Origin of the sequence: Actinoallomurus spadix (assembly GCF_024055725.1) — a bacterium.
Taxonomy (GTDB): Bacteria; Actinomycetota; Actinomycetes; order Streptosporangiales; family Streptosporangiaceae; genus Actinoallomurus; species Actinoallomurus spadix.
Genome location: NZ_JAMXMX010000002.1, coordinates 128330 through 149411, shown reverse-complemented (window position 1 = coordinate 149411; position 21082 = coordinate 128330). Strand labels below are relative to the sequence as shown.

17 protein-coding genes are annotated in these 21082 nt (G+C 72.0%); 11 read left to right on the top strand and 6 right to left on the bottom strand.

The window, feature by feature from the left end; translation table 11 throughout:
• Window positions 1-14: 14 nt before the first annotated feature.
• The 7 genes from NE235_RS02740 to NE235_RS02710 all read left to right on the top strand — a co-directional run bounded on the left by NE235_RS02740 (window position 15) and on the right by NE235_RS02710 (window position 6872).
• Window positions 15-3455 (top strand): hypothetical protein, encoded by a 3441-nt coding sequence (locus NE235_RS02740; RefSeq protein ID WP_252799062.1) that lies wholly within the window; start codon window positions 15-17, stop codon window positions 3453-3455.
• The gene (locus NE235_RS02735; RefSeq protein WP_252799061.1) at window positions 3455-3865 is read left to right on the top strand and encodes a hypothetical protein; all 411 of its coding nucleotides are present in this window, start codon (window positions 3455-3457) and stop codon (window positions 3863-3865) included. Before NE235_RS02740 ends, NE235_RS02735 begins: the two co-directional genes overlap by 1 nt.
• A gap of 332 nt (window positions 3866-4197) precedes the next feature.
• On the top strand, window positions 4198-4587 hold the full coding sequence (locus tag NE235_RS02730) for a hypothetical protein (RefSeq protein ID WP_252799060.1): 390 nt from the start codon (window positions 4198-4200) through the stop codon (window positions 4585-4587).
• A 156-nt stretch (window positions 4588-4743) separates the two neighbouring features.
• A complete protein-coding gene (locus NE235_RS02725; protein ID WP_252799059.1) occupies window positions 4744-5277 on the top strand; it encodes a hypothetical protein in 534 nt (177 codons plus the stop codon).
• 42 nt (window positions 5278-5319) lie between these two features.
• Window positions 5320-5697 (top strand): hypothetical protein, encoded by a 378-nt coding sequence (locus NE235_RS02720; protein WP_252799058.1) that lies wholly within the window; start codon window positions 5320-5322, stop codon window positions 5695-5697.
• Between the two features lie 240 nt (window positions 5698-5937).
• Window positions 5938-6408: a hypothetical protein gene (locus tag NE235_RS02715; protein WP_252799057.1), complete on the top strand. Its 471-nt coding sequence runs from the start codon at window positions 5938-5940 to the stop codon at window positions 6406-6408.
• 59 nt (window positions 6409-6467) lie between these two features.
• On the top strand, window positions 6468-6872 hold the full coding sequence (locus tag NE235_RS02710; protein WP_252799056.1) for a hypothetical protein: 405 nt from the start codon (window positions 6468-6470) through the stop codon (window positions 6870-6872).
• 31 nt (window positions 6873-6903) lie between these two features.
• On the opposite strand, the gene NE235_RS02705 is transcribed toward NE235_RS02710, so the two are convergent.
• Together NE235_RS02705 and NE235_RS02700 are read right to left on the bottom strand one after the other, a co-directional pair.
• Complete coding sequence (locus NE235_RS02705; protein WP_252799055.1) at window positions 6904-8223, bottom strand: xylan 1,4-beta-xylosidase; 1320 nt, start codon at window positions 8221-8223, stop codon at window positions 6904-6906.
• 12 nt (window positions 8224-8235) lie between these two features.
• Window positions 8236-9498, bottom strand: coding sequence for a cytochrome P450 (locus NE235_RS02700; RefSeq protein ID WP_252799054.1), 1263 nt, complete (start codon window positions 9496-9498; stop codon window positions 8236-8238).
• A 142-nt stretch (window positions 9499-9640) separates the two neighbouring features.
• On the opposite strand from NE235_RS02700, the gene NE235_RS02695 reads away from it, so the two are divergent.
• Complete coding sequence (locus tag NE235_RS02695) at window positions 9641-10471, top strand: mechanosensitive ion channel family protein (protein ID WP_252799053.1); 831 nt, start codon at window positions 9641-9643, stop codon at window positions 10469-10471.
• Between the two features lie 21 nt (window positions 10472-10492).
• Here NE235_RS02695 and NE235_RS02690 read toward each other — a convergent pair whose 3' ends face one another.
• From NE235_RS02690 to NE235_RS02680, 3 genes are all read right to left on the bottom strand, one after another.
• Window positions 10493-11767, bottom strand: coding sequence for a serine/threonine-protein kinase (locus tag NE235_RS02690; RefSeq protein ID WP_252799052.1), 1275 nt, complete (start codon window positions 11765-11767; stop codon window positions 10493-10495).
• A gap of 36 nt (window positions 11768-11803) precedes the next feature.
• Complete coding sequence (gene pabB / locus NE235_RS02685) at window positions 11804-13948, bottom strand: aminodeoxychorismate synthase component I (protein WP_252799051.1); 2145 nt, start codon at window positions 13946-13948, stop codon at window positions 11804-11806.
• A gap of 68 nt (window positions 13949-14016) precedes the next feature.
• Complete coding sequence (locus tag NE235_RS02680; protein ID WP_343886738.1) at window positions 14017-14925, bottom strand: helix-turn-helix domain-containing protein; 909 nt, start codon at window positions 14923-14925, stop codon at window positions 14017-14019.
• Window positions 14926-15059: 134 nt separating this feature from the next.
• On the opposite strand from NE235_RS02680, the gene NE235_RS02675 reads away from it, so the two are divergent.
• The gene (locus tag NE235_RS02675) at window positions 15060-15965 is read left to right on the top strand and encodes an SAM-dependent methyltransferase (protein ID WP_308206008.1); all 906 of its coding nucleotides are present in this window, start codon (window positions 15060-15062) and stop codon (window positions 15963-15965) included.
• Between the two features lie 47 nt (window positions 15966-16012).
• Here NE235_RS02675 and NE235_RS02670 read toward each other — a convergent pair whose 3' ends face one another.
• The gene (locus tag NE235_RS02670; protein ID WP_252799050.1) at window positions 16013-16822 is read right to left on the bottom strand and encodes an SAM-dependent methyltransferase; all 810 of its coding nucleotides are present in this window, start codon (window positions 16820-16822) and stop codon (window positions 16013-16015) included.
• Between the two features lie 899 nt (window positions 16823-17721).
• Here NE235_RS02670 and NE235_RS02665 point away from each other — a divergent pair.
• Together NE235_RS02665 and NE235_RS38050 are read left to right on the top strand one after the other, a co-directional pair.
• Entirely contained in the window at window positions 17722-18987 is a 1266-nt protein-coding gene (locus tag NE235_RS02665) for a glycosyltransferase family 2 protein (RefSeq protein WP_252799049.1), read from the top strand.
• A gap of 1 nt (window position 18988) precedes the next feature.
• The gene (locus NE235_RS38050) at window positions 18989-21079 is read left to right on the top strand and encodes a right-handed parallel beta-helix repeat-containing protein (RefSeq protein ID WP_252799048.1); all 2091 of its coding nucleotides are present in this window, start codon (window positions 18989-18991) and stop codon (window positions 21077-21079) included.
• The last annotated feature ends 3 nt before the right edge of the window (window positions 21080-21082 follow it).

Sequence of the window (21082 nt, the reverse complement as noted above, 5' to 3'; positions counted from 1 at the left end):
CGACACTGGAGCCCATGGCGGCCCTGCGGAGCGAGCTGTCCAACCCGCTGTTCCGCAACGCGTACGCCTTAATGATCAACGGCGGGCTCACCGGCGTGCTCGGGCTCGGCTACTGGCTCCTGGCCGCCCGGTTCTACCCGCCCGCCGAGGTCGGCCGGCAGTCCGCGCAGAACCAGGCCATGATGTTCCTCGGCGGGCTGACGGCGCTGAACTTCATCCTCATCCGGTTCGTCCCCGAGATGGGACGCGGCACGAGCCGGCTCGTGCTGCGAACCTACCTCGCGGGCATCACGGCCGCCGCCACCCTCGCCGCCGGGTTCCTGCTCACGCTCGGCTGGTGGGGGCCGTCGTTCGCGCACCTGTCCGGCCTCGGCGCCGGGGTCTTCTTCGTCGTCTCCGTCGTCTCGTGGAGCCTGTTCACCGCCCAGGACGGGGTGCTCACCGGGCTGCGGCACGCCACGGGCGTGCTCGGCAAGAACACCCTGTTCGCCGGCCTGAAGATCGTGCTGCTGGTGACCCTGGCGGGGGCCCTCCCGGAGGACGGGATCGCCATCTCCTGGGTGCTGGCGGCGCTGCTCCTCCTCATCCCGGTCGAGGGGATCGTCCACCAGCGGCTCATCCCCCGTCACGTCGCCGCCACCGCCGGCGACCGGCCCGTCCCGACCGGCGCGGAGATCGGCCGGTACGTCGTCGGCGACTACACCGGCACGCTCTTCTACTACGCCCTGTGCAACCTGGTGCCGGTCGTCGTCGCCGCCCGCCTGGACGCCCGCACGAACGCCTACTTCTACCTGGCGTGGGTGCTCGGCGCGACCGTCGACGTGCTGGCCGTCAACATGGCGACGTCGCTGACGGTCGAGGGCGCGTTCGACGCGCACGGCCTCGCCGCCGCCTGCCGTTCGGCGCTCGTCCGGATGACGCTCATCCTGCTGCCCACCACCGTCGCCCTCCTGCTCGGCGCGCGGCTCGGCCTGTCGGTCTTCGGCCCCGGGTACGCCCGGCACGGCGCGCCGCTGCTGCGGCTGCTCGCCCTCGCCGTCCTGCCCAAGGCGCTGATCGAGGTGTACATCGGCGTCCTGCGGGTGCGGCGGCGCACCCGGCTGGTGGCGCTGCTGCAGGGCACGCGGTTCGCCGGCGTGCTCGGGCTCGTGCTCCTGCTGCCCGGCGGCGCGCACGCGACCGGCCCCGGGTACGCCGTGCTCGCGGTCACCGCCGCGCTCGCCGTCGCCGTCCTCCCGTCCGTGCTCCGGGTGATCCGCCCGGCCACCTCGGTGGCCGCGCCCAAGACGGCACCCGACGCGGTGCCTGAGGCGGTGCCCGATGCGGCACCTGACGCTGCGCACGAGGCGGCGCCCGGCGTGGCGCGGGAGGACGTGGCGGGCGCCGGCTCCGTGCGGCGGGCCGTCGGGCGCCGGCCGCGCCGGCCGCGCGGGAAGGCGCGGGCCGCCTGGCCGCTGTGGGTATTGTTCGCCGCCGGGCTGGGCCTGTACTGGCTGCCGCTCCGGCACGTGCGCCTCGCCCGGATGAACGGGTACGGCCTGATCTCGGTGCTGCCGGTCGCCACCCTCGCGGGCGCCGGCCTGCTGGTCGCCGCGTTCTTCGGCACGCTGTGGCTGAGCCGGCAGCGCCGGGTGCTCCTGCTGCTGCAGCTCGTCGCCATCGTCGTCGCGCTGCACGGCCTGGCTCCGGCCCTGGAGCCGTACGCCCGGCCGGAGACGGCCTGGCAGCACTACGGGTTCGTGGAGTACATCCGGCGGACCGGGGCGGCGGACTACGCGCTGGACGCGAGGTTCAGCTGGCCGGGGTTCTTCGCGCTCGTCGCCTTCGTGACCCGGGTGGGTGGCCTGCGCGACCTGGAGCCCCTCCTGCACTGGGCGCCGGTCGCCGCGCAGCTGCTCTACCTGGGGCCGCTGTACCTCATCCTGCGGACCATGCGCGCGAACTGGCGCGCGTGCTGGCTGGCCGCGTGGCTGTTCGTGGTGGTGGACTGGGTCGGCCAGGACTACTTCAGCCCGCAGGGCTTCACCTATCTCCTCTACCTGCTGTTCGTCGGCGTGCTGCTGAACTGGTTCCGCCCGCCGGTGCGGCCCGCCGCGTGGCGTGCCGTGCCGGGCCGGGTGCGGGCGTTCGTCCGCGGGCCGCTGGCCGCCGGGGAGCGGCCGCCCGTCGACGTTCCGGCCGGCACCCGCGCGATCCTGGTCGTGCTGCTCGTGGTGGTCTTCGCGGTGACGACGGCGAGCCACCAGCTCACCCCGTTCCTGATCCTGTTCACCTGCACGGGGCTCGTGGTGGTCCGGCGCTGTACGGCGCGTGGCCTGCCGGTCCTGCTCGCGGTGATGGTCGCCGGCTGGATCGGCTTCATGGCGACGGGGTACTGGGCGGGTCACATCGGGGACCTGTTCTCCGGCGCGGGCGCGTTGCTGTCGAACCTGACCGGCGGGGTCGCGGGCCGGGTGAGCAACGGCAGCGAGAGCCTGGAGACGGTGCAGTCGGTGCGGATCCTCATCGCCGCGGTGACCGTGCTGCTGGCGGTGTACGGGGCGGTGCGGCGGCGGCTGCGGCGCCTGGACGACCGGGTCGCGCTCGTCCTGCTGGCCGCGCCGTTCCTCGCGGCGGGCCTGCAGAACTACGGGGGCGAGATCGCGCTGCGGGTGTACTTCTTCGTCCTTCCGGGCGCCTGTCTCCTCGCGGCGTACGCCTTCTTCCCGACCACGTTCCCCGCGCCGCGCCGTACTCTCGCGGTCGGTGGCGCGGCGCTGTGCGGGCTGCTGCTGGCGGGGGGCTTCCTGTTCGTCCGCTTCGGCAATGAGACGTTCGAGCAGGTGCGTCCCGGCGAGGTGAAGGCGTTCGAGGCGATGCTGCGCCAGACCCCGACCGGCGTGATCAACGTGGTGTGGCAGGCCGACCCGCAGGACGACGCGGGGTACTTCCCGATGATGCCGTGGGGTGCCCGGTCGATGGAGCGGTTCGACTACACCGCCGTCCGTGCCCCGGCGAATCCGGCCGACCTGTCCGGGATCGTCGCGGCGCTCCGGGAGCGGCCCGGCGGGTACTTCATCACCGGTCGCGCGAACGAGGCGTACAACCGTTTCAACTACGGCCTGCCCGCCTCGTACGCCGGACGGCTGCGGGCGGCGCTGGCCGCCGCGCCGCAGCTCCGCCCGGTCTTCACGGGCGGCGACGCCGTCGTCTACGCGCTGCGGGCCCCGGCGGCGGGGACGCCGCCTCCTCCGGCCCGCACGGCGCGCTTCACGTTCGGCTCGACCGCCTGGACGCCGGTGGGGCTGGCCGCGCTGCCGCTGCTGATCGTCCTTCTGCTCGCGCGGGAGGTCGTGCGGCTGTACGCGCCGTCCGGGGCGGGGTCGCGGTTGCGGCCGTTCACCTGGGGGGCCGCCGTGCTGCTCGTCGTTCTGGCGATCACCGTCGCCGAGCGCTTCGTGGCGTTGGGGTCCTGATGGCGGGGCGGCGGGTGCTCGTGGGTGCGGTCGGCGTCGTCCTCCTCGCGGGCCTGGTCACCCTGGCGCTCCTGCCCTCCGTGCCCGGCTTCACCCGGCCGGTGGCCGCGGCGCTGGCCCTCGGCACGCCGGCGTTCTGCCTGGCGGGGTTGCTCGCCCGCCTCGACCGGGCGGCCCGGCTCGTCGTCGCGGGCATCGGCGCGGTCGTCGTGAACGGTGCGGTCGCCGAGGTCATGCTGGTGTGCTCGGTCTGGTCGCCGCGGGGCGGGCTCATCGCCGTCGCCGCCGTTTGCGCGCTCATCGGCGCGCCGGCCCTCGGCCGGCACAGAAACGACAATTCGCCGGAATTGCGGTCGTTGGCGGAAACAGGGCTGGACGACGACGACGAGTCCTGGGCCTTCGACCGCTGAGCAGGACGGCCAGGGCGCACGCGCCGCGCGTCGAACCTAGTGCCGCGGGAGCCTCGCGCACGCGGTGACACACCGTCCGGGGCGGACTCCAGAACAAGATCGGAAACAGCTCAGAGGGTCGTCCCGCCCATTCCGCGAACAATGATGGGACAGATCGGAGAACGAGCCGAAAAGTCCGGTTTTAGAATTTCGCTCTTTATTGTCATCTTACCCTGTAGTTATCTTGCCGAGAAAGGGCGTGGGAATGTTACAAACAACGGCGTCCACCCGAAACAGGAGGGCAGCGCCGTTTCGTGAAGGCCATCGCGCCATTCCGAGATAAGGAGACCGACGTGCTGAAGAAGAAGTTCGCCATGGGTGGCCTGGTGATCGCCACCGCCGCGGGTGCGATCCTCACCGCTGCACCGGCCAATGCCCAGCCTGGTCCGGGCTGGGGCGGTGGCTACGGCGGCGGCTGGTTCTCGGGCCAGAACTTCCGCCACTTCTCGAACCACCGCAACCTGAACTTCAACGGTAACTCCGTGTGGAACTACATCCGGCTGCGCATCCGGAACCGCAACAACAACGTCGCCATCGCTCGCAACGACCAGGCGCAGGCCCAGCGTGAGAACCAGTGGCAGCTGGAGCGGCAGCGGCAGCGCGAGCGGCAGGACCTCGTCGACCAGGACCGCGACCGGCGCGACCGCCGGGGCGACGCCGAGGTCGGCGCTCCTGGCCAGTGAGTCCAGCGGAGTCTGACCCAGGGCGGTAGCAGCCGGCGAAGCCCGGCGACGGCTCGAAGAACCATGCGGTGACGGCCGCCGTGCCGTCCGGTCAGGAAAGGGTGCCGGAGAGGACCTCCCCGGCACCCTTATCCCCGACGACGAAAGGAGATCGGCGTGCTCACAATGAAATACGCCTCTCTCGGCTTGGTGGTATCGGCCGCCGCCGGCGTCTTGCTCACAAGCTCGCCGGTGAACGCCCAACCCGACCTCGCCGGTTACTGGCACAATCATCATCGCTTTCACTTCGTGCACAGACACCGGCATGTGAATTTCAACAGCAACCGTCCGCGCATCTTCATCCGGATCTTCATTTACAACCGGAACAACAACATCGCCATCGCGCGGAACGAGCAGGCGCAACGCGAACGCCAGCGGCAGTGGGAGCGCCAGCGGCAATGGCAGCAGGACCGGGCGGGAGACCCTGGTGGCGGCCTGACCCGCCGCTCCGACCTCGCGCCCGGGACCGCTCCGGTCGGAACGGCCTATCGACGGGTCCGTCCGCAGGCCGCCGGTGGATCCGGCGTCACACGTGATCCGGGTGTCTCCGGTGATTCGGGTGCCTCACGTGATTCCGGCACCGCACCGGCCCAGCAGCAGAGCGCGAGTGCCGAGCGCGGGGCCGGAAGCAGTGAGTGGCAGACACCCTGACCGCCTACACATCGTTCGATCGAGCACTGACAGGAGATTGAGATGTCGAAGAAGTCCTTCACCCTGGGGGGCCTCGTGATCGCCTGCGCCGCAGGCGCGATCCTCACCAGCTCCCCCGCGTCGGCCACCACGCCGCAGTTCGGCGGCGGCGGCGGCTTCGGCGGCTGGGGCAACGGCTGGGGTGGCGGTAACTGGGGCGGTGCCGGCTTCGCCGCCCTCGGCGGCCGCTGGAACGCCTTCACCGCGAACAACCACAGCACGTTCAACTACATCCGGCTCCGCATCCGGAACCGGAACAACAACGTCGCCATCGCGCGGAACGACCAGGCGCAGAGCGAGCGGCAGAACCAGTTCGAGCGGCAGCGGCAGAACGAGCGGCAGCGGCAGGACCTCACCGAGCCGCAGGAGCGGAACCGCTGATTCGCCGGCCATTTTCCTGAGACGACGTGAGATTAGCCGGTAAAGAGTCGCCGACGGAACATTCAGCCCCGGGGCGGGGAGTACGAAATCCCGCCCCGGGGCTGGTGTCGTCTTCGCCGCTTTTGTCGGCAAGTTACTCCAAGATTGCCGCTGCACGAGGGTGGCCGGGAAAGTACGGCTATGGCGCCCAAAACGGGCACTCATGGCCATCGGGCCATTTCCGGCAACAAGGAGATGAACGTGCTGAAGACGACAAGCGCTGCCGGCGGTCTGGTCATCGCCGCCGCTACAGCCGGCATCCTGCTCACCGGTTCGCCCGCGTCGGCCCAGGCTCCCACCTGGCACGGCCACCACCGCTGGGGCCACCGCTACGTCGCGAGTCACCGCGTGATCTCACGCAACCACAACCGCAACCGGAACATCAACGTGACCCGCGTCATCGTCCCGGTCCGCGTGATCAACCGCAACAACAACGTCGCGGTGGCCAGGAACAGGAACGCCGGATTCGGCCCCAACCGCTTCTGGGGCGGCGGCGGCTGCTGCAACCGGTTCGGTCGTGACGGCTTCCTCGGTAACGGCTTCCTCGGTGACGGCTTCCTCGGCCGCGGCCGGTTCCTCGACCGGGACGGCTTCGACGACGGCGTCACGGCCATCGTGGGCAGGCGCGGCACGTTCGCGCGCGCCGGCGACGCCACGGCGTTCGTCGACTGACCGGAAGGCCCGGCATCCCGCCGTAACGCCGATCCGAAATCCGGAAGAAGGAGTTCGATGTGCTGATCAAGAAGAGCGCCGTCATCGGCCTGCTCGGCGCCGCCACCGCGGCCGTGGTGTTCGCGGGAACTCCCGCGGGCGCGCAGACCGGCCTCGGCCGGGGCGCCCCTGCCCGCGTGGCGACCGCACCGGACCGCACGCTCCCTGAGGCACCGGCGCCCACCGGCGTCACCGAAGGCACGAGCGAGCCGGTCACCCTGGTGCAGGGCGACCATCACCGCCGCCGGCATTACCGTCACTACCGCCGTTACCACCATTACCGCCATTACCGGCCGGGGAGATATCGGCACTACCGCCATTACCGGCACTACCGGCCGTACCACTACCGCCACTACCGCCACTACCGGCACTACCGCCACTACCGGCCGTACCACTACCGGCATTTCCGGCACTTCCGGCGCTGAGCCGAGTGCCTGAACGACGATCGCCGGGCCGCTAACGATCCAGCCAGCGGATCTCGTACGGAGCGAAGGTGAGCCTCCGTCCGTCGATCCGGGTGCGGACCCGGCGATCGCTCACGTTGACGGCGACCACCCGGTGCGGCTGGGCGAGCACCCGCACCCGGCGGTCGGCCGACGACAGGCCGATCAGCGGCGTGCCGGCGGGGAACCATCGGGCGAAGTCCTGCACGAGGGTGAGCATGCCCCCCGGCGCGCCGCCGTTCGCCACGAGCGTGCTGATCCACAGACAGCCCTGACAGCGCGCGTCCTGGGCCTCGTTGTTCCAATAGAGGACCGTGGAGACGCCGGTCCTGGCCAGTTCGATGAGCGCCGCCGCGTTGACGGCGACGCGCTTGTCCTCGGTCCACGGAAGGCTCTGCGGCTCGACGTAGTACTCGTCCCACCAGATCGGCAGGTCCGTCTTCGACCGCAGCCAGGCATCGATCGCGCCCAGCTTGCCCAGGGCGGTCACCTCGTCCGGGTAGACGTCCCGGTCGTCGCTGGCCGTCGGACCGTCCACGGCGATGAAGTCGGCGCCGTGCTTGTGCGCCAGCCAGTAGTCGATGGCGTCGATCACCCGCTGGTCTACGCTCCCCCACGGCCCCCGGAGCGCCGACCGATGGCCGCCTCCCACGAAGCTGTACATGGGGATGTACGGCCCGCCGACCTGGATTCGCGGATTCACCGCCTTCACCGCGTCGTAGACCGTGTTGTAAAGGTCGGTGAAGTCCTCATACCGCCACCGGTCGGCCGTCTGGTCGAAGAAGCCCTTGAGCTCGTTCCACACCGCGAAGTGGCGAACGTCCGGATAGCGGCGGGCGACCGTGGCGGCCAGCGCGGCGAAGTCCCGGTAGTGGTCCCGCGCCGGGGCCACCTCCAGCCGGCTCCAGTCCGTCCGGCCCGCCCGGCCGCCCTTCATCCAGTCCGGCGCGCAGCACAGGGTGATGACGGGGACGCCGTGGGTCCGGCGGATGTACGCCATCCGCCGGTCGAGCGAACGGAAGTCGAAGGTCCCGGGAGCGGGCTCCGGATTGCCGGCGCCCCAGCCCATGATGTGCTGGTTCTGCAGCACGGCCCGGCGGGCGATGGCGGTCGCGGCGGTGCCGCCGGCCGGGCCCACGTCGGCGCTGTAGTCCGTGTGGGTGAAACCCCACACCGGCCAGTCGCCGACGCCGCGCGCCCCCACGACGCCGATCGTCCGCGGCGCCTCCCGGCCCTCCGAGGCGCGCTGGATCGCGAATCCGAGCGTCGCGACCAGCGCCACCAGCAGGGTGGCACAGATGATCAGCATCGGCAGGCGCTTGCGGATGGCCACGACCGGATCGCCTCAGATCTCGTACGGCAGACGCTTGATGCCATTGTCGAAGCCGGACAGCAGTAACTCCGGCGCACCGGTCGCCCGGATCCCCGGCGCCCGGGTGAACAGCTCCCGGTACATCGCGGCCAGTTCCCGCCGGGCCAGGTTGGCCCCGAGGCACAGGTGCGGCCCCGGGCCGCCGAACCCGACATGCGGGTTCGGGCTCCGGGTGATGTCGAAGACGTCCGGATCGGCGAACACCGTCTCGTCCCGGTTGGCGGATCCGTAGAAGAGCACGACCTTGTCGCCCTTGCGGAAGGACTGCCCGTTCAGCTCGTAGTCGCAGGTCAGGGTCCGCCGGAACTGCATGATCGGGGAGGAGTACCGCACGATCTCCTCGACCGCCCCGCCGATCCGGCCGTCGAAGTCGGCCAGCAGCAGCGCCCGCTGGTCCGGATGGTCGGTGAACAGCCGCAGGCCGTGCGCGAGCGCGTTCCGCGTCGTCTCGTTCCCGGCGACGAGCAGCAGGTCGAAGAACGCGCCCAGCTCGCGCACCGAGAGCCGCTCGCCGTCGATGTCCGCGTTGACCAGCGCCGACACCAGGTCGTCGGCCGGCCGGCGGCGGCGCTCGCGGCCGAGGCGCGCGACCAGGCGGTGCAGCACGACGATGGCCCGGAGGTTGCCCACCAGGAGGCGGAGCGCGCGGAGGCGTACGACGTCGCCGCGGACCCCGGAGTACTCCGTCATCGCGTCCACGCAGGCGGCGACCTTCGCGTGGTCCCGCTCCGGGATGCCCATCATCGCGCAGATCACCGCGATGGGCAGCCGGGCGGCGACGTCGGCGACGAAGTCGCCCGACCGGCGTTCCAGGAGGTCGTCGACGATCGTCCGGGCCGTCGCGGTGATGTGCTCGTCGATGCGGGCCAGGCGGCGCGGGGTGAACGCGCGGGAGACGATCCGCCGCAGCCGGGCGTGGCGGGGATCGTCCATGTTGACCATCGGCCGTCCGAACAGCAGGACGATCCACGGAGGCGGCTCGGGCGAGGTGGCCGCGGGTTCGCTGCTGAAGACCTTGGCGTTCCGGCCAGCGTGCACGACGTCGGCGTGGCGCACGAGCGCGTAGAAACCCCGCCCGTCCCGGACGAACGGCACCCGCCGCTCCTTGAAGAACACGGGCCGGTCGCGGGAGCGCAGCCGCGCGAAGGCGGCCAGCCGCTCCTCGGCGGGGCGCGCCCAGAACTCCAGCCCGGCGAGGTCGACGTCGTGCTCGTCGGCCCGGGTTCGCGCGCCCATGAGACCCCCATCGCGGTTCGCGTGCCACCTTCTTGGACGCTAACCCGTACGACCGCGGTTGGCGCGTTATCGGCCGGATCGCGCCATGCCCGTTAGGATGCGCGCGATTCCAGGTTCCGGTTGCTCGTGAAGGTGGTCGTGCGTGAACCAGATCCACCTGGCCGACCAGGTCGCCAGGGTGCGCCGGAGGGCCCGGCCATGGCGCTCGATCATCGCGGCGGTCCTGGCCGTCCTCGCGATGGCGGGGTCGATCCTCGCCCGCCAGCAGGCCCGGCTGCCCGGTCAGCGGCTGCCCTGGCAACTGGCCGCGGTCGGGAGCGCGGTGGCGTTCTGCCTGCTGGCGTTCGCCGCGACGCTGGGCCTGTCCGGCCGGGCGCGGGACCTCCTGCTGCCCCGCTTCGGCAACAGCCACGCCACGATGGTGCGGCTCGTCCTCGTGCTGATCGGCGGGCTCACGACCCTCGTGCTCACGCTGCAGCTGCTCGGCCTGCCCGTCGGACAGCTCGTACTCGGCGGCGCGCTGACCGGGGTGCTCGTCGGCATCGCGGCCCAGCAGACCCTCGCCAACCTCTTCGCGGGCATCATCCTGCTGATGTCCCGGCCGTTCACCGTCGGCGACGAGGTACGGCTGTCGTCCGGGCCGCTGGGCGGGGAGTTCCAGGGCACGGTGCTGGAGATCGGCCTGACGTACGTCCTGCTCCGGTCCGAGGACGGCGACTACCACCTCCCGAACGCGCAGGTCCTGTCGGCCGCCGTCGGCCCGCCGATCGCCCCCGACGCCGAGACGGCCGTCCCCGGTGCCGAGGCGACCACCCCGGGCACCCCGGACGGCGCGGTCGCGCCGGACGGCACGGGAGGACCGGGCGCACCGGGCACTACGGCCACCGTGACGGGCATCGCCGCGCAGACCGCCGCCGGGTCCGCCGAGGACCACGGCCGCGGTCCGGAGGGCGGGCCGGCCCCGCAGCGCTGAGCCGCCGGCTCCGGCCCCCCGTCAATGGTGCTTGCCGTGCCCGGGCTTCTTCTTGCGCTTCGGCGGTTGCGGGCGCGGTTTGGTCCGCTTCGGCGGGGTCCGTACCTTCTGCCGGTGGACGGGCGTCCGGTGCACGGTCGGCGACGGCCGGGAGACCGGGCGGGAGGAGGCGGGTGCCGAGGACGACGGCGTGGCGGCGGGACGGTGCGGGGAGGACGGGCGGGCGAACCAGCCCACGCCCCCCGCCAGCAGGGCGATCGCCAGCCCGCCGGCCGCCAGCGGAAGCGCCCGGCGACGCCCGGCCGGCTCGTCGGCGACCGGCGGCACGGCGAGCACCTGGGTCGCGCCGTTCGGCGGGTGGCCCGGCGGTACGCCGACCGGCGTGCGGCCCGGCGTCGCGGCGCCGACCGGGTACGCCGGCGGCATCGTGACCCCGTCGACCCGGGTGCCGGCGGCGACCGTCACACTCGGATCGGCGCGCAGCCAGGCGGCCCGATCGGCGACGAGCGCCGCGCCCGCGGGCCGCGCCGCCGGGTCCTTGGCGGTCAGCGCGCGGATCAGGTCACGGAGACCGGACGGCACGGACGCCGGAAGCTCGGGCAGCGGGGTGTCGCGGTGCGCGACGAGCACGGCGGTCGCGGGTCCCTCGTACGGGGGCCGCCCGGTGAGCATCTCGAACGCGATGACGCCCAGGGCGTACAGGTCGGCGGCGGCGGTCGCCTGTTTGCCCGTCGCCTGCTCCGGCGCGAGGTAGAGCGGGGTGCCCATCAGCATGCCGGTCCGCGTGAGCGGGATGGCGTCCACCGCGCGGGCGATCCCGAAGTCGGTGATCTTTATGGTGCCGTCGCGGCCCACGAGGAGGTTCCCGGGCTTGACGTCGCGGTGCACGAGACCCGCGCCGTGCGCCACCGCCAGAGCGGCCGCCGCCGACGCGACGACCTCGAGCACGCGGTCCGGCGGCATCGGCGCGTCCCGGGCGATCGTCGCCGCGAGGGACTCCCCCTCGACGTACTCCATGACGAGGTACGGCGGCTCGTCGCCGCGGCCCTCACTGTAGTCGAAGACCTGCGCGATGCCCGGATGCGACAGCGCGGCGGCGTTGCGCGCCTCGAGACGGAACCGCTGGCGGAACTCCGCGCTGTCGGCGTACTCGCCGCGCAGGAGCTTGAGCGCGACCGGGCGGCCGAGGGCGGTGTCCTCCGCCCGCCAGACCTCACCCTGGCCGCCGACGGCGATGCGCTCGGCCAGGCGATACCGGTCGCCGAGCACCGTGGTGGGGCCGAATGTGACAGTCATCGTTCGCGCCACGATACCGACACCGGCCGTCGCCGATCACCCGCCCGGAGGCCGCCGGCCGGCGCCGGGCGCGGTGCTCAGGCCGAGCGCGGCGGCCATCGCCCGGGCCTTGACCATCGTCTCCTCGAACTCCGCGGCCGGGTCGGACGCCGCCACGATCGCCCCGCCGACCCCGAACCCGACCGTCTCCGGCGTGATCACGATGGTCCGGATGACCATCCCGAGATCGGCGGCCCCGCTGAGGGAGAACCAGCCGAGCGCACCGGAGTAGACCCCGCGCGGGCCACCCTCCAGCCGGTCGATGATCTCCATGGTGCGCAGCTTCGGCGCGCCGGTCATCGAGCCGCCGGGGAACGCCGCCCGTACGCAATCGACGGCGGAGGCTCCGGCCCGCAGCACGCCGCGGACGGTCGACACGAGCTGGTGCACCGGAGCGTACGTCTCGACGGCGAACAGGCGCGGCACGTGCACCGAGCCCACCTCGCAGACGGCGCCGATGTCGTTGCGGACCAGGTCGACGATCATCAGGTTCTCGGCCCGGTCCTTGGCGCTGTCGCGCAGGTCGCGGCGGAGGGCGGCGTCCTCCGCCGGCGTCGTGCCGCGCGGCCGGGTGCCCTTGATCGGCTTGGACTCCACGACACGGTCGGCGCCGACGGACAGGAAGCGTTCGGGCGAGGCGCTGAGCACCGCGACGCCCGGGAGGTCCAGGAGCGCGCCGTACGGGACGGGGCTGACCCGGCGCAGGAACGCGTACGTGCGCAGCGGGTCGGCGGCCACGCGCGCGACGGCCAGGTTGGTCAGGCAGATCTCGTACGACTCGCCGTCGCGGATCTCCCGTGCGCACTCGGCGATCAGCTTGAGGTAGGCGTCCTCGTCGTGCCGCAGCTCGTACGGGACGGCGGGCGCGCGGTCCGGCGCGGGAGGGGGCCCGCCCTCGGCGGGCAGACGGAGCAGCCGCGCCCTGGTCTCGTCGAGCCACGCGGCGGCGTCCGGGTCGTCGTCGTCCGCGGCGAGGCACAGCAGGAAGCAGGCGCGCTCGCGGTGGTCGAACACCACGGCACGGTCGGCGAAGACGAGCGCCGCGTCGGGCGTCGGGGCGTCGTGCGCGGCCGTGCCGCCGGTCTCGGCCTTCAGCTCGTAGCCGAGGTAACCGACGTAGCCCAGGGCGAAGCCGAACGGCAGCCGCCCGTCCGGTGGCAGGGCGCGCTCGCGGAGACGTGCGTCGAGCCACGCGAAGAACGGCCCGGGGGCGAGCTCGGCGGGCCGCCCCGGCCGCTCCACCCGTACGGTCCGCTCGCGCACCCGGTAGGTGACGTACTCCGATCGCGGACCGGTCCCGTCACCCATGATCGAGAACCGGGATCCGACGGCGGCCCCGGCCGCGCCGTCCAGCCAGAAGCTCCGCGGCCGGCCGGCGAACAGCTCCCGGTAGGCCGCCTCCGGATCCGGCGCCCGGTCGATCCGCCGCACCTGCAGCCGGTACGGCGGCCGGGACGAGGGCCGGGTCCTGGGAACCGGCCGGGAGAGCGGCCGCGCCCGCTGTCCAGCGGTGTCGCGGGTGCCGGCGGTGTCGCGGGTGCCGGCGGCGTCACGGGTGCCGGCCGGGCCGCCGATGCCGGCGAGATCGCGGAAGTTGGCGAGGAGCTCCCGGCCGTACTCGGTGCCGATCGACTCCGGATGGAACTGCACGCCCCACAACGGGCGCTCCCGGTGCCGTACCCCCATGAGAACGCCGTCGGGCGTCCACGCGAGCGGCTCGAACTCCTCCGACAGCGCGGTCACGGCCAGCGAGTGGTAGCGGACGGCGGTGAACGGCGAGGGGATCCCCGCGAACAGGTCCCGCCCGCCGTGGTGGATCGGGGACGCGATGCCGTGCACGGGTTCGGGCGCGTACCCGACGGTGCCGCCGAACAGCTCGCACAGCCCCTGGTGGCCGAGGCAGACCCCGAGGACGGGCCGGTCCCAGTCGCGGATCGCGCGGGCGCTGACCCCGAAGTCCCGGTCCCGGCCGGGACGCCCCGGCCCGGGGGAGATCACCACGGCGTCGAAGTCGCCGGGGTCGAGGGAGGACCATTCGACGTCGTTACGGACGACCAGGGGCGGGCGTCCGTTCACCTCGGCCATCAGGTGGAAGAGGTTGTAAGTGAAGGAGTCGAAGTTATCGATCAGCAGGGTACGCATCTGCGCGGGGATCCCTCGCCGGTGTCCGCGGAGCTCACCTCGAAGACTATGCGCTCGCGTCGGGCCGCTCAGGTCTCGCGGAGGATCCGCTGGAGGATCTTGAGAGAGGCGCTCGGCGGCTCCGCCTCGATGACGACGCGGTTGAGAACGTGCCAGTAGTAGTCGACGTCGGCGGTCTTCGTGGCGTAGACGGCGTTCGTGAGCTGCTCGAGGTAGACGACGTCGGGAATGTCGTCCTCGGGGAAGCGCAGGAGCGTGATCGGGCCGCCCGCCGCGGCGTGGCCGCCGGCGCTGAACGGCATGACCTCGACGGTGACGTTCGGCAGCTCGGCGATCTCGAGGAGGTGGCGCAGCTGGGCGCGCATGGTGGCCGCGCCGCCGATCGGGCGGCGCAGCGCCGCCTCGTCGATGACGGCCCAGAGCTTGGGCGGGTTCGGCCGCTGCAGCAGGAGCCGCTGCCGCTTCATCCGGAGCCCGACGCGCCGGTCGATGACGGCCTCGGGCTGATCGCGATGGGCGAGGCGGATGACGGCGCGGGCGTAGTCCGGCGTCTGCAGCAGGCCGGGGACGAACTGCACCTCGTAGGTGCGGATGACGCTGGCGGCCTGCTCCAGCCCGAGGTAGTCCTCGAACCAGCGCGGGACCACGTCGGCGTACTCCCGCCACCACGGGGGCGCGGTGGCCAGCTCGGCGAGTTCGAGCAGGGTGGCGCGCTCGGCGCCGCCGTCCACGCCGTACAGCGTCAGCAGCTCCTCGAGGTCACGCTGTTTGAAACCGCGCCGCCCCAGCTCCAGACGGCTGATCTTGGAGTGCGACGCCTGGATGGCCGCGCCCGCGCTCTGGCAGGTGAGGCCGCTGGCCTCGCGCAACCTGCGGAGCTGTGCGCCGACGAGCATGCGCAGCACCGTCGGGCCGGCCTGCCGGTAGGCCAGCAGAGCGCTGTCGGCCACGCCACCAGCGAGGGGGCCAGTGACCATGCCGTCTCTCTCCGCTCCACAGTCGTCGACACTGATCGATTTCGAAGCCTCTCACGATAGCCTCGGCGGTGCGAACCGGATTGGATGGTTTGCCCCACGGCATCCCCCAGCGGCATCGACGAAGGGTCCTCCCTGTGACCGACGACGCGCACGCATTCGATCGGCAGCACTTCGGAACCGACCACCGAACCCCCGCTTCGCCCGCCGATAACACCGAAACCACCGAGGCCGCCGAGACCGCCGAGACCGACGCGACGGCACCGCCGGAGATCGACACGACCGTGCCGCACTCGGCGCGCATCTGGAACTACTGGCTCGGCGGAAAGGACAACTACCCCGTCGACCGCAAGGCCGGTGACGAGTTCACCGAGATCTTCCCGGGGATCGTCGACGCCGCCCGCGCCGTCCGGCACTTCCTCGCCCGTGCGGTGCACCATCTGGTGGAGGAGGCCGGGATCCGGCAGTTCCTCGACATCGGCACGGGCCTGCCGACCGTGGACAACACCCATGAGATCGCCCAGCGCGCCGCCCCCGAGGCGCGGATCGTCTACGTCGACAACGACCCGCTCGTGCTGGCGCACGCCCGCGCCCTCCTCACCAGCACCCCCGAAGGGGCCACCGACTACATCGACGCGGACGTACGCGACCCCGGCCGCATCCTCGAGGCGGCCGCCGCCACCCTCGACTTCGGCCGCCCGGTCGGGCTGATGCTGATGGGCGTCATGGGCCACATCGACGACCGGGACGACCCGCACGCGATCGTGCGCCGGCTGCTGGACGCCCTGCCGTCCGGCAGCCACCTGGTGCTGAGCGACGGCACCGACACCGATCCCGGCCGCCGGGAGGCGCACCAGCGGTACAACCGCGGCGGCGCCGTGCCGTACCACCTGCGCTCTCCGGAGGAGATCACCCGTTTCTTCGACGGCCTGGAGCTCCTGGAGCCGGGCGTGGTGCCGGTCTCCCAGTGGCGCCCGGAGCACAGCCCCTTCGGCCTCCCGCCCAGGGTCGAGACCCTGGGCGGCATGGCCCGCAAACCCTGACCCTCCGGCCAGGCGGCCGAGAGTCTTGACGGACGGCGCCGGGCTCGTCAGGGTTTGCGGCCGATGCCGCCGTACAGGGGGACCTCCCCGGCGGGGGTGAGCGGCGAGACCTCGGGCCGCCAGTGCGGGCACGACACGACGCCGGGTTCGACGGGTTCGAGGCCGTCGAGGAAACCGGCGATCTGCTCCGGGCTGCGCAGGTGGTACGGGACCGCGCCGGTCGCGTTGTACCGGCGGAGGGCCTCCCGGTAGGCCGGGTCGGTGTCCGTACCGTCCCGGACCGCCAGGTAACTCCCTGACGGCAGCGGGGCGAGCAGCCGCCGTACGATCGACCGCGCCTCGTCGTAGTCCGCCACGTGGGCCAGGATTCCCATGAGGATCACCGCGACGGGCCGGTCGAAGTCCAGGGTCCGGGCCGCCTCCGCGAGGATCTTCTCCGGTTCGCGCACGTCGGCGTGGACGTACTCGGTCGCCCCGTCGGGCAGTCCGGTGAGCAGCGCCTCGGCGTGTGCGAGGACGAGCGGGTCGTTGTCGACGTAGACGACGCGGGTCTCGGGCGCGACCCGCTGCGCGACCTCGTGGGTGTTGTCGACGGTCGGCAGGCCGGTGCCGATGTCGAGGAACTGCCGGACGCCGGCCTCCTCGGCGAGGTACCGGACGGCGCGGCCGAGGAAGTGGCGGCCGATCCGCGCGAGGTCGACGATCTGGGGGAACAGCTCCTTGACGCGATCCCCGGCCTCCCGGTCCACCGGGTAGTTGTCCTTGCCGCCCAGCCAGTACCCGAAGATCCTGGCCGAGTGCGGGACCGAGGTGTCGATCTCGGAACGCTCGGTCGACGGGGACAGTTCATCAGACATCGGCTCACCTCCGGTCAATACGGTTAATCTCACGTCGCGAACGTAACCCACGTCCCGCGTCTCACTCACCGACCGGCGCGGCACGACCACAGGTGGCCGTCCAACCTGCGGCTTTTTTCCGGTTTCTGACCTATGGGTGGTTCGTCCACTTACCGCACGGCGTCCGTTCGCGACGCCTCACCCCTCCTCCCGCCCCACCGGAGACGTCCACGGCGGCACCGCACCCGGCCGACCTGCGGCTGAGCGCGGCGCCGGATCGAAGGCGGTGGGGCGCGGAGGCCCGTCACCGGAACCGAGCAGGGATTCCGGAAGGTCAGAACATCATGACAGAATCGACCGCATAAAGCGCTGCGCGCGCATTTTCGTCCCGGCTTTCACGGCATCATCCGCCGTCGGCCAGACGAAGGTGAATCAGTTTTACCGGCATCCTCAACGGCACGGAATCGCCATCGCTCCGGCGCGGCGTCGCCCTCGTCACCCCGATCTCACACAGAGATCATTTGTTCGCCACGGACGATACCCGGCGCGTACACCCGACCCTGGGACTCCCTGCGCGACGGCGCAGCGACCAGCACCGATCGCCAGACCGCGCGGCCGCCCGGTGCCGGAATCGGGCCCGGTGCACGGCTTCCATGAAGGCGATTTTCAGGCCGCCCCTTATTCAACCCCCCTTCCAATAAAAAACACGAAACGCACTTCATGCTTCCGCTTTCAGGTTTCGATGCCGTTACAGGTGGATCGCCGGTGTTGTGGTTGTACTTGAGGGTTTGATATTTATTCGGAGTCTAAAGAGATTGACGTGACTTCCGGGGCAATGGCGCCCAGTCACGTGGGGGAGCTGCCGCTCTCAAGCTGATCTTGGGGTTGGCGCCGGTCACGGCGCCGGGGGAAGGATCACCTTGTCGTCTATCACTGCATGGTTCAGCCATGCCTGGACCTGGATCGCGGCGGCGACGGCCGGAGGCGGCTGGAAGACGTTCGTCCCGCTGGGCCTCGCCGGCCTGCTGGTCTGGTCGCTCTGGCTCTACCGCGTGGTCCTGTCGCGGCTGTACAAGCCCGTCGTCAACGGCTTTCGCACCACCGTCTCGGTGGTCGTCCCGTCCTACCGGGAGGACCCGGACATCCTGCTGCGCTGCCTGAGCAGCTGGCTCGACCAGGACCCGGACGAGGTCATCATCGTGATCGACGTCGCGGACCGCGAGGCCCAGCGCCGGCTCGCCCAGGTCACCGACCCCCGGCTCAACGTGCTGGTCTACGAGCACGCCGGCAAGCGCTCGGCGCTCGGCGTGGGCATCCGGGCGGCGAAGTACGACGTCGTCGTGTTCGCGGACTCCGACACCTGGTGGGAGCCGGGTCTGCTGGCGGCCGTGCAGATGCCGTTCGAGGACCCCGAGGTCGGCGGCGTCGGCACCCAGCAGAACGTCTACCAGCGCACCACCAGCGTCTGGCGGCGCATCGCGGACTGGCTCGTCAACCTCCGCTACTACGACTACGTGCCGGCCATGGGCAGCAAGGGCGGCGTCGCCTGCCTGTCCGGCCGCACCGCGGCCTACCGCCGGTCCGTCGTCCTGCCCGTGGTGGAGCACCTGGAGAACGAGTTCTTCCTGGGCCGCCGCTGCATCGCCGGTGACGACGGCCGCCTGACCTGGCTGACGCTCTCCCAGGGCTACAAGACCGTCCACCAGTCCTCGGCCCGCGCGGTGTCGATGTTCCCGGCGAGCTTCCGCGCCTTCGTCAAGCAGCGCGTCCGCTGGAGCCGCAACTCCTACCGCTGCTACCTCACCGCCCTGTGGAAGGGCTGGCTGTGGAAGACGCCCTTCGTCACCAAGGTCACCGTGCTGCAGATCCTGCTGACGCCGGTCACGATGGGCGTCACGCTGGGGTACTTCGTCTTCAGCCGGATGCACCTCGGGCCGCTGGGCATCGGCCTGTCGGTGGGCTGGATGCTCGCCGGCCGTGGCATCCGCGGGTGGTCGCACCTCAAGCGGCATCCGCAGGAGATCCTGCTGCTGCCGCTGACCGCGGTCGTGGTCATGATGATCGCGCTGCCGATCAAGCTGTACGCCTTCGTCACCATGAACAAGCAGGGCTGGCTGACGCGCACCTCCGACCAGATCGGCGGGGCCGGGCAGTCCGCCGCCACGCTGCAGAAGCAGGCGGTCTGAGGTGACGGCCACGACGCCCGGTGGAAGACCGGGCCGCCACCGCGTTCCCCTGAGCGCCGGGGCGCGCGGGCTCCTGGTCGCGGCGCTCGCGCTCGGCGTGCCGCTGCTGCCCGCGGACGTCCACGCGGCCACGCCCTCCCCCGCCCCGCATCGCACCACGGCCCACCCGCGGACCCCCCGGGCGATCCACGTCTTCCCGACGCCGCAGACCTCCCGGACGAAGGCGCGGACGGCGCGGCCCGCCGCGTCCCGTACGCCCGCCGGCGCGGCGGGAGCGCCGGCCGCCATCCCGCCCGCGGCCGCCACCCCGCCGCAGGCCGGCGCCGCCGCGAGCCGGGACGACGGCGGGCGGGAGGCCGCCCTGGTCGACCAGGAGGACGAGCGGATCATCCAGATCCGGGCCGTCCTGTCGTCGCTGATGCAGGCGGGCGGCAAGGAGGCGCTGACGTGGAAGCAGCCGCAGATCTTCGGCTCGGCGCACGGCAAGACGCTCGTCCTGCCGCAGCGCACCGATGACTCGGCGTACACGCTGACGGACCTGGCGCGGTACGGCGGCCGGTACTTCCGGCGGCTGCGCGACGGCTCGTACCTGCTCAGCGCGCACGTCTTCGTGGCCGACGGCGCGAAGCTGACGCTGCAGAGCAACGGACGGCCGCTGACGATCCGGATGGGCAGCGTCCCGGGCTCGTTCAGCTCGATCGTCGGGTTCGGCGGGACCATCACCGTCACCGGCACCGCCCAGGCGCCGGTCCGCATCATGAGCTGGGACGCGCGTACGCGCCGGCCCGACACGCAGGTGAACGACGGGCGGGCGTACCTCCGCGCGATCGGCGGCGCGTTCCGCATGACGTACGCGCAAGTGTCCGACCTGGGGTTCTGGAGCGGCCGTACGGGCGGCATCGCGCTCACGGGCACCGAGCGGCCCGCCAACGCGGCCCGGCACCTGAACAAGGACCAGCGGCACGAGGCCAAGCGGCGGCGGCTGGCCGGCAAGAAGAACGAGACCGGCGCCGTCGGGCCCGGCGACGTCGAGGTCGCCCCGGCCGGCCCGGGCGGCACCGCGTCGCACGTGCCGGCCGCCGGCCTCGTCACCGGGGCGGTGAAGCACAGCCGGATCACGGGCGACGCGTACGGGATCTTCGTCTCCGGGTCGACGCAGACGCAGATCATCGACGACCGGGTCGAGAACAGCCTCGCCCACGGCGTCCTGCTGCACCGGTACACCAAGGACGCCAGCGTCCAGAACACCACGGTCAGCGGCAGCGGCGGGGACGGGTTCGTGCTGTCCCGCGCCACGGAGGGCGTCCGGATCACCGGCAGCACGTCCGAGCGCAACCACGGCAACGGGTTCACCCTCAACGGGCGGCCGCTCGCGGTCGGCCCGTCGGCGAGCGGGGAGTCCCCGCAGGCGTACGGCAACAGCTCGGTCAACGGCAGCACGGCCCGGGACAACGGCCACTACGGCATCGAGGTCCTGGGCGGCAACCGGCTGGCGGTGCAGACCAGCAAGGTCATCGGCAGCGACATGGGCATCGTCGTCCGGTCCGCGGCCACGGACGTGCAAATCTCTGGCAACCAGCTGAGCGGGCAGCGGCGTCAGGGCATCGCGCTGCGCGAGAAGGTCACCGGCGCGCAGGTCGCCGGGAACCTCGTGAACGGCGTGCAGGTCGGCATCTACCTGCGCGACTCGAGCGGCAAGCTGTCGGGCAACATCGTCCGGGGCGCGACCGAGCACGGCATCGTGCTGCGCGGCGGCACCGGCGGCACGCACGTGGTCAGCAACACCCTGCGCGGGTCCGGGCCGAGCGCGATCAGCAAGGCCGGTTCGCACGGCGCGCTGACCAGGGAGAACAATGACACCTCCGGCTGGGACGACACGTCCGGCCTGCTGACGAAGGCGATGCGGTACGCCAAGCCGATGAACGTCATCTGGGCCGCCGTGTTCCTCATCGTGGTCTTCATGATGGTCCGGTCGCGCGCCCTTCCCCGGCGGAACCGGCGCGGGATCGACCCGTACGCGGCGCAGCGGCGGCTCGCGGAGCGCCCGGCGCGCGCGCTGCGGGGCCTCACCGCGGGCGGAGACGGACGATGACCG

What these genes read in the sequence shown, in the direction of transcription:
- NE235_RS02740 (WP_252799062.1), top strand. Translation starts at nt 15, where the DNA reads ATGGCGGCCCTGCGGAGCGAGCTGTCCAACCCGCTGTTCCGCAACGCG.
- NE235_RS02680 (WP_343886738.1), bottom strand. Translation starts at nt 14,925, where the DNA reads ATGGTCACTGGCCCCCTCGCTGGTGGCGTGGCCGACAGCGCTCTGCTG.
- NE235_RS02735 (WP_252799061.1), top strand. Translation starts at nt 3,455, where the DNA reads ATGGCGGGGCGGCGGGTGCTCGTGGGTGCGGTCGGCGTCGTCCTCCTC.
- NE235_RS02720 (WP_252799058.1), top strand. Translation starts at nt 5,320, where the DNA reads ATGTCGAAGAAGTCCTTCACCCTGGGGGGCCTCGTGATCGCCTGCGCC.
- NE235_RS02700 (WP_252799054.1), bottom strand. Translation starts at nt 9,498, where the DNA reads ATGGGCGCGCGAACCCGGGCCGACGAGCACGACGTCGACCTCGCCGGG.
- pabB (WP_252799051.1), bottom strand. Translation starts at nt 13,948, where the DNA reads ATGCGTACCCTGCTGATCGATAACTTCGACTCCTTCACTTACAACCTC.
- NE235_RS02690 (WP_252799052.1), bottom strand. Translation starts at nt 11,767, where the DNA reads ATGACTGTCACATTCGGCCCCACCACGGTGCTCGGCGACCGGTATCGC.
- NE235_RS02670 (WP_252799050.1), bottom strand. Translation starts at nt 16,822, where the DNA reads ATGTCTGATGAACTGTCCCCGTCGACCGAGCGTTCCGAGATCGACACC.